Below are 13,887 nucleotides of genomic sequence, written 5' to 3'. Positions count from 1 at the left end.
TTCTATTTTAATCAGATCATCAAGATTCTCATGTTCAGTTAAATCACAATTATTAATAAAAATAATATTATCCAGCAGGCCTAAATTTTTAATCTGTTTTAAAAATACAATATCTGACTGCCTTAACCCGGTTCGAGAGCTGATGCAATAGACGATCAGGTTTGACGATTCAAGATAGGTTAAAACTTGAGCCAGCGAAGCAGGATCGGTTGAATCCGCTCCCTGGCAATCGGCAATTTCAATATTGGGATCAATTGTCTTCCCGAAGACATTAAGGCAGATATCCCTGATATAAAAAGCAATATTCGGATCAGACGTATAGGCCTTGTGCCGATCAAACTCTTTTGATTCAAAACAAATCCGGGTTTCATCGGCCTGAACCAGGTCCTTACAGGTATCAAATCCTTGAAGTGCATGCCTTATCAAAAGAGTTTCAGGTCTGATACCGTCTTTTGTGACGGGAAAATCACAGGTCAGCGTCCGGTATGCTTTTTTTAAATATTCCCTGTCTTTTTTACGCCGGATATCAATATCACCGGGGCTGTAACCGGGATCGTCATCAGGAAACAACAACAGGGCTTTTTGTAATTGAGCATTAATGTCCCCCCATGATTTAAAATAAAGATCGGCCTGATTTTTTTTCCCTTTTCGAATTCTTGTGGTAATCGAAGTGATAACCCCTGCCCCTCTCTTCACCAGTTCCTTTCCGACCAGAGAGTTGACAAACGTACTTTTGCCCGACTTTATGACCCCGACAACCGCTATTTTCAGGCGCCCGGAACGGATATGGTGCGGCATCCTGCGGCAGATTGTCTGATACTCATTAAATGCGCTGTCATTCATTTGCGGGACTTCTTCAAATCGTTGAAGAAGCGTTAAGGTATCATCAATTATTTTTTCAATGGAATTTATTGGAGAAACCACTATATCGTCATCATCGCTTTTTCATATTTCAATTCAGTATCGGTCAAGAAAAGAATTTCTTCAGAGATGGGACAGGTCAGCCAGGCTGAATCACTCAATTCATTATCCAGCTGAAACGATCCCCATCCCGCACATCCAAGAACGACCATAAAGGATTGAGGACCTTTTTGAAGCGCAATCGCCTCGAGAATATCTCTTGAATTACTCAAGGCCAGCCAGTCTGCAACCTTCAGGCTGTCTTTCCAGACAAAGGGCGGGCCGTGAAGGACAAACACCCCGCTGGGCTGGACCGGACCGCCAAGGTAAATCTCAAGCGCATCAACACTCTTGTCACATTTGATACTCAAATCATCAAACAATTCTCTTCCGGTTAACAGCGGGTGCACTTTATTCACAATAAAGCCAAGAGCGCCTGATTCATTGTGTTCGCACATACAGGTCACGGTCTGGGCAAAATTGGGATCGGGAAGTCCGGGTATGGCCAGCAGGAATTGTCCTTTCATGTTTTGAGAGATGTCATCTGTCATAAACCCGCTCCGTAATTCTTATTTATCGAAAGAATAGTTTTAAATATTTTTGTCTAATTTGCAATACTTTTTGTCATTTTTTTCTCCCGTAAACGTCATCAAACCTGACAATATCATCCTCGCCCAGGTATGAACCGGACTGGACTTCTATCAGCTCCAGAGGAATCTGGCCGGGATTTTCCAGCCTGTGCATCATTCCCAGCGGGATATAGGTAGATTCATCTTCTTTGAGCAGCATCTCTTTGTCTCCCCTGGTAATGACGGCTGAACCTGAAACCACTGTCCAGTGTTCTGCGCGGTGGAAATGCTTTTGCAGCGAAAGCTTTGCCCCGGGTTTTACGGTTATTCTTTTCACCTGGAACCGGGGTTCAGCATCTATGGTTTCATAACTGCCCCAGGGCCTGTAAACCTTGCGATGGGTAACGGATTCATCCCTGTTTTGATCCCTTAACTGTTTGACAATTTTTTTAACATCCTGAACCCGGTCTCTTGGAGACACCAGAACCGCATCCTTTGTTTCCACGATAACAAATTTCTCAACGCCCACAGCAGCAACCAGTCTGCTGTCAGAATGAAGATAGGAGTCTTTAACATCATGGATCAGAACATCTCCCTTTATGACATTCAGGTTTTCATCCTTTTGACCCGTCTGCCACAGGGCATCAAATGATCCCAGGTCATTCCACCCGGCATCAAAGGGAATCATGATGCCGTTTGATGTTTTTTCCATTACTGCATAATCAATGGAGTCAGAAGGAATATTTTCAAACCCTTCAAGACTCAGCCTGAAAAAATCAAGATCTTGTTTTCCTGCGGCGATCACTTCTTTACACGGTGCCGCAATCTCCGGTGCATGGGTCTCAAGCTCCTTTATAATCGCAGACGCTCTGAACATGAAGATACCTGAATTCCAGCAATAGGACCCGGATTCAAATAATTTTTGGGCCGCAGGAAAATCTGGTTTTTCAACAAAGCTCTCTATTTTAGAAGCACCTGTATCTTTTTCCAGCAATTCACCCTTTTTGATATACCCATATCCGGTTTCAGGAGACCTTGGAATAATCCCGAAGGTTACCAGCCTGTCTTTTCGGGCATATTCAAGACCCGCCTGTATAGCGGCATGAAAATCAATAATCTTTTCAATCACATGATCCGCCGGCAGCACCAGAAGTATGGGGTCTTTTTTGTTTTCCATTGCCTTTAATGTGGCAAGGGCAATGGCAGGTGCTGTATTTCTCCCCACAGGTTCCAGAATAATCGCATGGGGGTCAACCTTAATCTTTCTTAATTGTTCAGCCGTCATAAACCTATGTTCTTCGTTGCAGACAACAATGGGTGGCCCCATTTCAATCCCTTCCAGTCTTAATATTGTATTTTGCAGCAGGGTATGTTCATTATAAATATCAATCAGCTGTTTGGGATAAAGCTGTCTTGATAGCGGCCAGAGTCTTGTGCCTGACCCGCCTGCAAGAATTACCGGAACCATCATAATTTCTCCTGTATTAAGGGCTTTTGGGCCGTGAATACATTAATGATTAAGTCGTGATTGACAGGATAAGAATCAACCAACGTAAGATGAAACCCGGCCTCTATCAGCCAGGTCTTTATTTTTTCTTTTTCAAATCCAAGCCAAGATCCGCCAATAATCTCTTTTATTTCTTCTTTGTCATGTTTTTCAAAATCAGACAGGATAAACAGACCTTCCGGCTTGAGCACCCTGTAAACTTCAGCAATCGGCAGTTCAGGCTGTGAAATATGATGTAACACCATATTCATTATGGCTGTATCAATCTCCTGATTTTTCATGGGAAGATGTTCAAGCTCACCCAGCCTTAACTCTGCGTTGCCGGTTCCAGACAGTCTTAACCTTGCCTGCTCCAGCATCTCAGGCGAATAGTCAATGCCGATAAGCTTATGGGATGTTTCTTCGGATAATACGTCAATCAATTCTCCTGTGCCGCAGCCCAGATCTGAAATATTTCCATAAAAAGATATTTTTTCTTTCATCATGGAATTCAGATCAAAATCACCTAATACTTCTTTTTTTAATCGATCCCACTGGGGGGCAACGGTTTTAAAAAATCGTTTTGTTCTGTTTTGGCGGATTTTGATCATTTCCCGGGAGGTTGCAAGATCCTTCCCGGCAATCTCTTCTTTTTCAAGACTTTGATCAACCAGAGAAAGAACTGTCTTTACGGCATCATTTTTAACGGCAGAATAGTAGATAAAGCTTCCGTCTCTTCGGGAGGTTAAGAGTCCGGATTCCATAAGAATTTTTAAATGCCTTGAAACACCCGACTGTATCATGTCCACAACCAGGACAATTTCATTGACATTCAGCTCATAGTGCTGCAATACATATAATAGCCGAAGACGGGTCTTATCAGAAAGCGCTTTGAAACATTTAATCAGTTCCATCTCACAGTTTATTTTACTGTCAGAACAGGACAGTGGGCATCAAGGATAACAATTTGTGCCGTGGATCCGAAAATCAGCTTTCCCACTTTTGAACGGCTTCGAACCCCTATAATAATTTCGTCAACCTTCTTTTCTTTAGCAAACTTTACAATATCTTCCCCTGCTTCAAAACCGCGAACCAGCAAATGGGTTTGACTTTTAATGCCGGAATCATCAAAATATGCCTTTGCCTGTTCAAGATTCTTTTCAGCATCAGCAACTTCCTGTGCTTCTGAGTTCTCACCACCGACCAGAGACGTTACAATCAGAATTTCAGCTTTAAACGCTTTAGCCTGTTTAACTGCAACATCCATCAACTCCTTACCCACATCAGTTCCTTTATATCCTACCAGAATTTTCACTGCTGACACCTCGTTCAAATTTTCTTTAATTCAAATTTTCCTTAATTCTTTATCAAAGGGAACAATATCTTTACCAATCAATACACGGATATTTGTTTTCAACTTTTTTGATTCAATAAATTTTCCTGCAATTTCAAACCCGGGAATCTTCCGGCTCAATTCCAGTGCATCTTCATAATATCCCGGGGCATAATAAATTCTTGTGGCCTGATAATTAAAATGCCTGGCATTTGAAGGGGTAACAACACGAAGTCCTTTTTGCTTAAAATAATTACCAACCCTTCTGGCCATCCGGTAAATGCCATTACCATTCAACACTTCAATGTTCACACTTTTATGTAAAGCGATAGATTGTACCGGTTCTGATTGAAAGACGTCTACAGGATACGTTTCAACAATGGTTAATGCCGGCCTCCCACCTTTATCCAGAATAGTGGATGCCAATACCTCAGCCTCTGCCCTGGTTTGATATTTTCCAAACCGCACCCGGTAATAAGGTTTGTCCTTTTCTATTTTTGTCATATAAGGGCTGTCATACCCTCTTTTTTGGGCTTTTTCCAACGTCTGAACCGCTTTATTCATATCATAATAAACACCCAGCTGTACGGCATAATAATTGTCTTCAATCTTTTTCTTCCCTATCACCCTGTCAATGATTTTTGTCAACATTTTCCGGGTAATCTGATCTTTGCCAGCCGTGGGATTTAACGCCTGTTTTTCTACCTTATGCGAAACAGCAGCCAGAGAAATGTTTTCCCCTGATTTTGCCTGGACCAGCGCCAGGTTGTTCTGATAAATTTTATGATGGGCATTCATTGCAACGGCCGTTTCAAAAGCAGTGGCTGCCGCCTCTAAATCGCCTTTCAACAAATGTGAATATCCGATATTATTATACACATAATCCAGGTTTGGATTTATCTTCAGCGCCGCGCGATAGGCATCTATTGCAGAATCGTGCTGTTTTAAGTTGTCATAGGAAACCCCAAGGGCATTATAGGCATTGTAAAAAGTGGGATCTATTTTCAAAGCTTTTAAAAATTCTTCCACTGCAATTTCATGACGATTCTGTTTCTGAAAATGTCTTGCAAGCCTGTACTGACTGTCTGCATTGCCTTTGGTCGGCTTTACATCGGCCATGAAGTCTTTTAACTCTTTTCCATCTAATTGTTCTGCTGTTTTTACAGTGTCTGAATCTGTTAGAAAAGAAAACCAGTTTTTCATGGTAGCACAGCCTGAGAAAATAAAAAGACAGAAAAAAACAAACAAACATCCCATTAATCCTTTTGATATTTGATTTTTAATGATCATCTTTTTCTCCTTTATGATTAATTATTCTTTATTGTTTTTGCTTTAATCTGCATTTTTTAAGATTTTCATTTGCCAGCACATAAAACCGGGGGCTGAGTTCAATTGCTTTTGTAAAGTATTCTGCTGCTGTATCAAACTTCTCATTATTTAAATACCCCACACCGATATTATTATAGGCCACCGCTTCAGGGCCGCCCTTTTTAAAGGCTTCAAATGCTTTGTCATACAGCTCCAGTTTCACCAGTACCCGTCCCAGATTGTTATATACCTTATGGTTGTCATATTTTAATCTCAAGGCCTGGTAAAAGGAATCAACCGCCTCTTTATACCGGCCGGACCTATAAAAAGACACCCCCAGATTATTATGAATAAACCCGGCATCCGGCTTAAGGGTCAGAGCGGTTTTATATTCTTTTATTGCCGGGTCATAGTCTCCCGCAAGATCATGCAGGTTGCCTAAATAACCATAGGATCGCCACAAAAGGGGGTCCAGGGCAATGGCTTTCTCAAAATTCACTTTTGCAATATGATACAATTTATTTTTAAAATTGGCCCTTGCCAGTCCTTCCCGGGCAGGCGCAAAGTCAGGGTTTTTCTGCAGGATCAATTGAAATATTTTCTGAGCTTCATCATGTCTGCCGCCCCCGAGCAGGGCAAGTCCTTTTTTATATTCAACCCGCAGATTTTCCGGATTTTTTTTTAAAGAATTTTCATACTGCATGAACGCCATGAAATATTTGCCGTTTGACAACATGGCATCCCCCAGCTTTTCATATTCATCCGCCCCAATCTCAATCTCAGGCTCAGGCACCTTGCTTTTTTGAATTGGAACGGGGGGTTCTGTATATCGAACCTGGGGGATACCCCCATATTTCGTGGTGCACCCGACCAGAAAAAAACACATCACGCCCAATATGAACAAAAGGGTATGTCTTCTTTTAAACATCATCACATCTGTATGAACATACGGTAAATGTTTATGGCGGCAGGGCCTAATATAACAACAAAAAGAACCGGGAAAATAAACAGCAGTAACGGCATTAAGATAGACACCGGAAGCTTGGCAGCCTTTTCTTCTGCCCGCTGAAATCTCTGGGTTCGAAAAGAGTCGGAAAATACTTTTAATGCGACAGCCACACTGGTTCCGAACTTGTCTGTCTGGATGATTAATGTTGCAAGACTTTTGGTTTCTGAAAGCCCTGTCCGCATGGCAAAATTATTCAAAGCGACTTTTCTTAGTTTTCCCGCTCTCATTTCAAGATTCAACAAATTCAACTCACCGCTGAGATCCGGAGAGCTCAGGCTTAACTCATCCCCTACTCTTTTGATGGCACTGTCAAGCCCCATCCCGGCTTCTACACACACAACCATCAGATCCAGGCAGTCTGGCAGGGCTTTTAACAGCCTTTCCTTTCTTTTGTCGGTAATCTGTTTCAGCCAGATATCAGGCAGATAAAAAGCCAGTAAACTTCCCAGCACGACAATCCCTGCCGTATAATAAGTGGTAAGCGATATATACACTGTTGCTCTCAATATGGTAAACACAATCAAAAATAAAAAAGGAAGAACTATTTTAGCGCCCCAGAATGCTGTTTCAATATTTTTCTGGCGCAGCCCTGCTCTTAAAAATTTTCCCGTGACAACATCAAAGTCACTAGTGGTATCGCCAATGAATAGTTTACTCACGGAACCAAATAAAGATGACAACAGCTTTGAGCCTCGACCAGTGGTATCTGCTTTCGTTATCAGTATTTCAGACTGATCGTCATACTCGCCTTCATATTGATCATATCCCGACTGTTGTATTTTCCTGACCAGCTTCTTTTTTTCATTCCAGATATTGACGAGCCGAATGATCCCCCAGATAAACAGGAAAATAAGAAAAAACGCAACCGGAAAGATGATGATTAAAAGATTTTCGTTTAAGAACAGCATATAATGAACCCCCGGGGTTATACTTCGATTTTAACCATTTGTCTCATGACCAGCATTCCAATGACCAGAAAAACAGCAGCACCGACCAGCATTATCGTCCCGATAGGGTCAGTAAAAAGCGGTTTTAAAAAATCAGGGTTTGAAATTTGAAGCCACAGCCCGATTGCAAAAGGCATCGCGCAGAGAATGATGGCTGACAGCCGGCCTTCTGCTGTCAGGGTCCTGACGTTTCCTTCAAATTTAAACCGCTCCCGAATGATATGGGCAAGGCTTTCAATCAGCTCAGCAAGGTTCCCCCCTGTTTCTCTCTGTATAATAACAGCAATAACAAAATATTTTGCTTCGCTGCAGTCCATGCGTTGTGCAAGGCCTTTTAACGCTTCAGGCACCCCCACGCCAAAATTAATCTCATCTATTGTTTCTGCAAATTCCGTCCCCAGCGGGTCTGCAAATTCATCCGCGGCCAGTTTCAGGCTGCTGGTAAAAGAATGTCCCGCTTTCAGCGCCCTTGCAATCAGGTCAAGTGCTTCATGCAGCTGGCTTTGAAATTTTGAAATTCGTTTGTTTTTTAAATTCACCAGATATATATAGGGAACAGCCATCAGGCCCAGACCGATTAAAACGGACAGCCATATATTGTTTAAAAAATACTGGCCTGCCAGCACACCGCATGCCCCCAGGACAGCGGCCAGAAGCAGAAAAAACCCCAAAGGATATTTTGTATTTGAATGCATGACCAGGGTGTCGAATTTAATGACGCCGGGCAGTGATGACAGTATCTTATTAAAAAAAGGAATGGTACTGAGCTCTCTATGTTTCAGAATATCGCCCAGATCTGTTTCAACAAATGTATATTTCTGAAGTCGTTTTTTTATTTTTGCCCGCTGGGTAGACACTAAATTACGGTAGGCAAAAAGAGCCGTCTCTATAATGGCAACGGTTACGATAAAAATCATAATGCCGATAATCATGAAATCCATAGGGTTCTTCCTTTCCGGCTATACCTCAACCTTAAATGATGGATCAAACTGTTCGTTATTCACTCTTATCCCGGCAATTCTAAATTTTTCAAGAAACTTGGGCCGAATGCCGTTGAATTGAAATCTCCCCCGGACATTTCCTTCAGCGTCTACTCTTGTCTGCTTAAAATGAAAAACTTCCTGGGTCGTAATGACATTTCCTTCCATACCCGTGATCTCCTGCAGGCTGATAAGCTTTCTTTTTCCATCCACCTGCCTTGCGATCTGGACAATAATGTGAATAGCGGAACTGATAAACCGTCTTAAAAACTCACTGGGTATATCAAAATTGGCCATGGAAATCATGGTTTCAAGCCTGATCAGTGCATCCCGCGGGCTGTTGGCATGAATCGTGGTCAAAGACCCGTCATGCCCGGTATTCATTGCCTGGAGCATATCAAACGCTTCCGCGCCTCGGACCTCGCCGATAATGATTCTGGAAGGCCGCATTCGAAGGCTGTTTATAACCAGATCCCGCTGCAGGATTTCTCCTTTTCCCTCAATGTTTGCCGGCCGGGTTTCCATCCTTACCAGATGCCGTTGTTTTAGCTGAAGCTCGGCCGCATCTTCAATGGTGACGATTCTCTCATTTTCAGGTATAAACCGGGACATCACATTTAAAAACGTGGTCTTACCACTGCCGGTCCCCCCGGAAATCAATATATTCAGCTTTGCTTTTACCAGCCCCATTAAAATATCCCGAAGCTCGGGTACCAGTGTTTGATTTGCAACCAGATCCTCAAGCTCAAGCGGGATCACTGCAAACCGCCGGATAGACATCATGGGGCCGTCCAGGGCAATGGGCGGGATAACAACATTTACCCTTGATCCGTCAGAAAGCCGGGCATCCACCATGGGAGTGGATTCATCAATCCTTCTTCCGACAAGGGATACAATTTTATCAATGATCTTCATCAGATGTTCATCATCTTTAAACCGGACATCTGTGGGTTCCAGCTTGCCAAACCGTTCAACATAGATCTGCTTGTAGGAATTGACAAGGATATCCGAAATAGTGGGGTCTTTTAAAAAAGGTTCTAAAGGACCCAGACCCAGCACTTCATCCACAATTTCGGAAATAATGGTTTCCCTTTCCTTGAAATTAAGCGGCATCACATTGGCCTGCTCCAGCAGTATCTTTTCCGTCAGATGCCTGATCTGCCTGTCCAGTTGTTCCTGATCAACAGATTCAATCATGGAGAGATCAATGATATCCAGCAGCCGCTCATGGATTTTGGATTTAAACTCAAAATATTCATCCGGCAGATATTTGTCTAAAATAGGGCGGGTTTCCGATCCTGAAAAATTGTTTTCCACTCAATACTCCTTCTTTAAAACCATTTCCACTTTTTTTTCTCTTTTTTTTCATGGGGCAGCAGATTTTTTTCAACATAGTCATTAAAACACTCAACGATCTGTGATCTCGGGGAAACCTGATAAAGGGGTTTTCCGGAATTTATGGCAGACATTGTTGTTGTATAATCATTGGGAACAATCCATGATATTGTTTTGCCGACGCCCTCCTGTGCATTGGCCAGTGTCACCATGCCTTTTTTAAGATACCGGTTCAACACAACATTGATTTTTCCTTTATTGATGTCACCGAAATCCACAAATGATTTAATCAGCCGGTTGGTATTTGACAGACAGGGAAGACTTTGAATCGTGACAATTTCAATCTGTTCGGACCGCTGCAGGATTTTTAAAGCTGTCTCATTTAAAGACTGCCCCAGATCAACAATAATATAATCATATCGGGCTGTCATTAAATCAAGCAGCGTATCCATTGCCGAAGGCGGCGGCACAGGCTGATTATTCAGATACCGGGGCGAGGGCAGCACATGAACACCGGATGAATGCTCAGAAAGGATGTTTGACAGAAAAAAATCATCCAGCCGGTCCATGTTTTTTATAATATCCCCCCAGTGATACTTTGGAGATATATTCAGCAGCATGGGTATTTCACCAAACAGAATATTCATATCCAGTAATGCCACAGAAAGTTCTTTTCCTGCCTGGGCCATTGAAACAGCAAGATTTACAGCAATTGTGGTGGTCCCGACCCCTCCTTTGCTGCCCACCACACTGATAATCTGACCAGACGTTTCAGACGTTCTTTTTCTCTTTTTCTGGCGGTCTAAAAATCGACGGACCGACTCTTTCACCCCCTCCGGCTTCAGGGGCAGGGTCAAAAATTCATTCACCCCCATGCGGATGGCTTTAATTAAAACCTGGGGATCTGAATTACCCGACAGCAGAAAAACTTCCGTATCTTCCGTATGTTTGATATAAGATTGAATTCGATCCAGATCTGATTCTGATTCCAGTTCAAACACCGTCAGGTCGGCTTTCTTCTGATCTAATTCACCAATGATTTCAATCGTTTTAAATTCCTGGACTGCCTGTTTAAATTCATCTTCAAGAATAATATTATTCAGTGCTAATTTTATTAAAAATGGTTTCATTTAAATTGCTTCTGTATTTTAATTGTTTTTATTATTTTAGTTATCATTATTCTACCAGGCTTGGGATACTGCCTCTAACATTACCCGCTGTTACCCCACCACCGCGACCAGGTTCTATAGTATAACCACAATCCAGACAAACAATTACAGTGCTGTCCGGTGGTGGGTTCGGGGAAATTATATGGACTTTTGCAAATCCGATTACTTCAATATCGCCTGTTGGATTTACACAGCCTTCTTCATCATTGTCTTCTTTATATACTGGCACGGTTGTTGTCCATACAGTATCAGCCGGCACCACATCCACATCATCCCCAACCTCATTTTCAATAGTGAAAGATCCAGGAACAGTACCCGCGTCAATCTCTGAAAAATCAGCGCAAAGCACAACCATATCATCAACCGCATCACCGGATGATGGGTTGTTGACAACCTCACCGTCACCATCCCTGAAGCGGAAGAAATCAAACAATGCTATAAAAGGAGCAGGGGTTTTTATCTGACCTTCAATAATATCTGCTACTGGGGTGTCTTCGGGGGGTCCGTCGGGATAAATTTCAGGATTGGAGGGCACAGAAACAACGCCATCAGGGTCCTCATCGACCCTTGTCCAGACAGGGTAATATCCACCCTCAAATAAAGTCGCGTTGACTCCACCCGAAAAATCAAATAACTCTCCTACCGATGTTACATCTGTAACTTCCGGTGGCGGTAGTTTATGGTCCGCAATTTCAAAATAGTCTGTTAACCAGTCGCTCCCCTCATTACCAGTACCATCAAAACCTTCAATAGTAGCTATCATTCTCGTTGCAAAATCACTGGCATTTGCATCATAGTCATCATCCGTAAAAAAATTATGCCACCCGGCACAACTTGTAGTTGTAGGAGAAAAGGTTATTGGTCCTACGCATGGAGATTTTTCAGAAATAGCAAAAGGAGCTTCTAAAACACCCTCATCTACTGTAGCTGCTCCTGATAATGCTGCAGTAGCAACAGCAGATACTTGAAAAGTGTCTGCACTGCCGCCAAAAAAGCTAAAGATTTTACCAAAAAATGTTGATACAGGGTTATTTATTGTTGAATCACGTCTGGCAATAACCCTTACAGCGTCCGGTGTCGTACTGGTTATAGTCAAAGCATTCGCAGGGTCTGCCACATCCCAATCCCAGATACCAATAAAAATTTCTTCTGAATGGATACTGATACTCTCTCCAGCCGCCTGATTTAGAACTGCAGTATCCTGTGCTGCGGCTTCGATTCGGTCTCTGTAGGTTCCACTGGTATCAGGATCATTATCATCAACTTCAAAGGCTCCTTGGTCACCAGAATCAAGAGTCAAATAAATCCTTCCCAATTCCCCGGCGCCTGCCAGGGCCGCGGCATCTGCCACATTCTGGAGTTCATTTCGGGTGGAATACATATATCCGACATCAATGGCAAGGGCGGTAAATCCCAGCAGCATGGCGGCGACGATGGCCACTAAAACGGCTGTTACACCTTTCTGGTTTCTCAATATGCTCAACGGCATCTTATTGAAGCAGGCCTTACATTTGATGGGTATTTTTAATTTCATGATTTACTCCATCTTCATTGTTGCTGTTGATGTTAAATTAATAGGTCCGATTCCAGAATAAATGGGCTCAATTTTAGTTGAAAGAAATAAAAACTTATACTCATAAGTTGCTCGAACAATAAGATCACTCTCAAATGAAAGTTCTCTATCTGGATCATCAACGTCAGTAATAGGATCAGGATTTATGCTTACATTCTTAGTTTCAGGATTAGTATCAAAAGCATCAAAAGTATCATCCCCAAACGTAACAAGATGTGACTCGGCAAACTCCTGAATCCTTGCCCTTATTTCAGCATTTTCAGCGCTCACAACCCTTGTAGGTGCCCTCATAATCACGCCTCTTCTGGCGCCTTCCCGGGCCGCATTGGTAATCACCTGCTTGTTGTATAAAAAAAGACTGAACTCTATAATGCCGAATATAAACAGCAGGAGCAGCGGTAAAATAAATGCTAATTCAATCGCTGCTGCCCCTTCCTGGTTATTGATTGTTTTTTTATGAGGATATATCATCACCATTCCTGCCTCATAACGGTCTTGCCTGTTATTGTTGTTGTACCGGCTCCAGTAATAGAACTAAAAAGATGCTCATAATTATAGGGAACTGTTACCGTAATAAAATCTGCAGGATCATCATCTACACTGATTTGATCAGAGTCCAGATCATTGGCTCCGCCAAGGCTAATCAGACGATTTGAACAATAAGTTTCGATAATAATTTTAAATTCTGTTACGTCAGTAATAGTTAGAACACCATCGACATATTGAGAACCCCAGTTATCCGCAACAATTGCAGATCTTGCTCCTTCCCGGCTGGCATTGGTCAGCACCTGTTTGTTGTAAAACAGCAGGGCAAAATCAATGGTTCCAAACAATATAAGGGCCAGGAGAGGTACAACAATGGCAAACTCAACAGCAGCCCCGCCTCTCTGGTTTTTAAACATGTTTATCCCCTCTTGTTAAGCCTGTTTTATTATCTAGTTTCCACCCACATTTACATTAAACACCTGGACAGGGGTGTCTTTTTTAAACCCTTTTTGATACTTGTCATAATTATCTTTGACAGCAACGCCATCCATGTCCTGATCTTCAATAACAGCATCGCCTGCTTCCGGATTGATAATCTGGCTGAACCGGGCTGTTTCATAAGATCTTCCCCAGTTCTTATCCACCAGTGTTTGTTTCTGCAGGGTGTTGCAGCCGGACAGAACGGGTAATGCAATGGCTATTCCGATAATGATCATTATTTTTTTCATACTATTTTCCTCCATGGCATCTGGTTATCCTTTGTTAATCCTCAAATGAATGACCAAACTGTCC

The 13,887-nt window shown here is 42.5% G+C and carries 15 protein-coding genes; all 15 read right to left on the bottom strand.

Annotated elements, in window-relative coordinates:
• A partial coding sequence (locus HGJ91_RS13035; RefSeq protein ID WP_291348250.1) for a dynamin family protein occupies nucleotides 1-924 on the bottom strand: 924 nt, incomplete at its 3' end.
• Nucleotides 924-1,451 carry a YqgE/AlgH family protein gene (locus tag HGJ91_RS13030; protein ID WP_291348249.1) on the bottom strand — a complete coding sequence of 176 codons (528 nt, stop codon included), beginning with the start codon at nucleotides 1,449-1,451 and terminating at the stop codon, nucleotides 924-926. The genes HGJ91_RS13035 and HGJ91_RS13030, both read right to left, overlap by 1 nt.
• Before the next feature lie 73 nt (nucleotides 1,452-1,524).
• Complete coding sequence (locus tag HGJ91_RS13025; protein ID WP_291348248.1) at nucleotides 1,525-2,940, bottom strand: mannose-1-phosphate guanylyltransferase/mannose-6-phosphate isomerase; 1,416 nt, start codon at nucleotides 2,938-2,940, stop codon at nucleotides 1,525-1,527.
• A complete protein-coding gene (locus HGJ91_RS13020) occupies nucleotides 2,937-3,869 on the bottom strand; it encodes a metalloregulator ArsR/SmtB family transcription factor (protein ID WP_291348247.1) in 933 nt (310 codons plus the stop codon). The genes HGJ91_RS13025 and HGJ91_RS13020 overlap by 4 nt, the downstream gene beginning before the upstream one ends.
• A gap of 8 nt (nucleotides 3,870-3,877) precedes the next feature.
• On the bottom strand, nucleotides 3,878-4,270 hold the full coding sequence (locus tag HGJ91_RS13015; protein WP_291348246.1) for a universal stress protein: 393 nt from the start codon (nucleotides 4,268-4,270) through the stop codon (nucleotides 3,878-3,880).
• A 30-nt stretch (nucleotides 4,271-4,300) separates the two neighbouring features.
• Nucleotides 4,301-5,578, bottom strand: coding sequence for a tetratricopeptide repeat protein (locus HGJ91_RS13010; RefSeq protein ID WP_291348245.1), 1,278 nt, complete (start codon nucleotides 5,576-5,578; stop codon nucleotides 4,301-4,303).
• 28 nt (nucleotides 5,579-5,606) lie between these two features.
• Nucleotides 5,607-6,527 carry a tetratricopeptide repeat protein gene (locus HGJ91_RS13005; protein WP_291348244.1) on the bottom strand — a complete coding sequence of 307 codons (921 nt, stop codon included), beginning with the start codon at nucleotides 6,525-6,527 and terminating at the stop codon, nucleotides 5,607-5,609.
• Nucleotides 6,527-7,513 (bottom strand): type II secretion system F family protein, encoded by a 987-nt coding sequence (locus HGJ91_RS13000; RefSeq protein WP_291348243.1) that lies wholly within the window; start codon nucleotides 7,511-7,513, stop codon nucleotides 6,527-6,529. The genes HGJ91_RS13005 and HGJ91_RS13000 overlap by 1 nt, the downstream gene beginning before the upstream one ends.
• A gap of 17 nt (nucleotides 7,514-7,530) precedes the next feature.
• The gene (locus HGJ91_RS12995) at nucleotides 7,531-8,493 is read right to left on the bottom strand and encodes a type II secretion system F family protein (protein ID WP_291348242.1); all 963 of its coding nucleotides are present in this window, start codon (nucleotides 8,491-8,493) and stop codon (nucleotides 7,531-7,533) included.
• A gap of 18 nt (nucleotides 8,494-8,511) precedes the next feature.
• Nucleotides 8,512-9,849 (bottom strand): CpaF family protein, encoded by a 1,338-nt coding sequence (locus HGJ91_RS12990; RefSeq protein WP_291348241.1) that lies wholly within the window; start codon nucleotides 9,847-9,849, stop codon nucleotides 8,512-8,514.
• Between the two features lie 14 nt (nucleotides 9,850-9,863).
• Nucleotides 9,864-10,997: an AAA family ATPase gene (locus tag HGJ91_RS12985; RefSeq protein ID WP_291348240.1), complete on the bottom strand. Its 1,134-nt coding sequence runs from the start codon at nucleotides 10,995-10,997 to the stop codon at nucleotides 9,864-9,866.
• 46 nt (nucleotides 10,998-11,043) lie between these two features.
• Entirely contained in the window at nucleotides 11,044-12,570 is a 1,527-nt protein-coding gene (locus tag HGJ91_RS12980) for a pilus assembly protein TadG-related protein (RefSeq protein ID WP_291348239.1), read from the bottom strand.
• 3 nt (nucleotides 12,571-12,573) lie between these two features.
• Entirely contained in the window at nucleotides 12,574-13,080 is a 507-nt protein-coding gene (locus HGJ91_RS12975; protein WP_291348238.1) for a TadE family protein, read from the bottom strand.
• Complete coding sequence (locus tag HGJ91_RS12970) at nucleotides 13,080-13,511, bottom strand: TadE/TadG family type IV pilus assembly protein (RefSeq protein WP_291348237.1); 432 nt, start codon at nucleotides 13,509-13,511, stop codon at nucleotides 13,080-13,082. Before HGJ91_RS12970 ends, HGJ91_RS12975 begins: the two co-directional genes overlap by 1 nt.
• 33 nt (nucleotides 13,512-13,544) lie before the next feature.
• Entirely contained in the window at nucleotides 13,545-13,823 is a 279-nt protein-coding gene (locus tag HGJ91_RS12965) for a hypothetical protein (protein WP_291348236.1), read from the bottom strand.
• Nucleotides 13,824-13,887 lie beyond the last annotated feature (64 nt).

It is taken from the genome of Desulfobacula sp., assembly GCF_014237455.1.
GTDB lineage: Bacteria > Desulfobacterota > Desulfobacteria > Desulfobacterales > Desulfobacteraceae > Desulfobacula.
The sequence above is the reverse complement of the archived record's forward strand: the minus strand, read 5'-3'. Positions and strand labels throughout refer to the sequence as shown.

Coding starts and splice junctions, on each gene's coding strand:
- HGJ91_RS13030 (WP_291348249.1), bottom strand. CDS start 1,451: ATGACAGATGACATCTCTCAAAACATGAAAGGACAATTCCTGCTGGCC.
- HGJ91_RS13025 (WP_291348248.1), bottom strand. CDS start 2,940: ATGATGGTTCCGGTAATTCTTGCAGGCGGGTCAGGCACAAGACTCTGG.
- HGJ91_RS13020 (WP_291348247.1), bottom strand. CDS start 3,869: ATGGAACTGATTAAATGTTTCAAAGCGCTTTCTGATAAGACCCGTCTT.
- HGJ91_RS13010 (WP_291348245.1), bottom strand. CDS start 5,578: ATGATCATTAAAAATCAAATATCAAAAGGATTAATGGGATGTTTGTTT.
- HGJ91_RS13005 (WP_291348244.1), bottom strand. CDS start 6,527: ATGATGTTTAAAAGAAGACATACCCTTTTGTTCATATTGGGCGTGATG.
- HGJ91_RS13000 (WP_291348243.1), bottom strand. CDS start 7,513: ATGCTGTTCTTAAACGAAAATCTTTTAATCATCATCTTTCCGGTTGCG.
- HGJ91_RS12995 (WP_291348242.1), bottom strand. CDS start 8,493: ATGGATTTCATGATTATCGGCATTATGATTTTTATCGTAACCGTTGCC.
- HGJ91_RS12985 (WP_291348240.1), bottom strand. CDS start 10,997: ATGAAACCATTTTTAATAAAATTAGCACTGAATAATATTATTCTTGAA.
- HGJ91_RS12980 (WP_291348239.1), bottom strand. CDS start 12,570: ATGAAATTAAAAATACCCATCAAATGTAAGGCCTGCTTCAATAAGATG.
- HGJ91_RS12975 (WP_291348238.1), bottom strand. CDS start 13,080: ATGATATATCCTCATAAAAAAACAATCAATAACCAGGAAGGGGCAGCA.
- HGJ91_RS12970 (WP_291348237.1), bottom strand. CDS start 13,511: ATGTTTAAAAACCAGAGAGGCGGGGCTGCTGTTGAGTTTGCCATTGTT.
- HGJ91_RS12965 (WP_291348236.1), bottom strand. CDS start 13,823: ATGAAAAAAATAATGATCATTATCGGAATAGCCATTGCATTACCCGTT.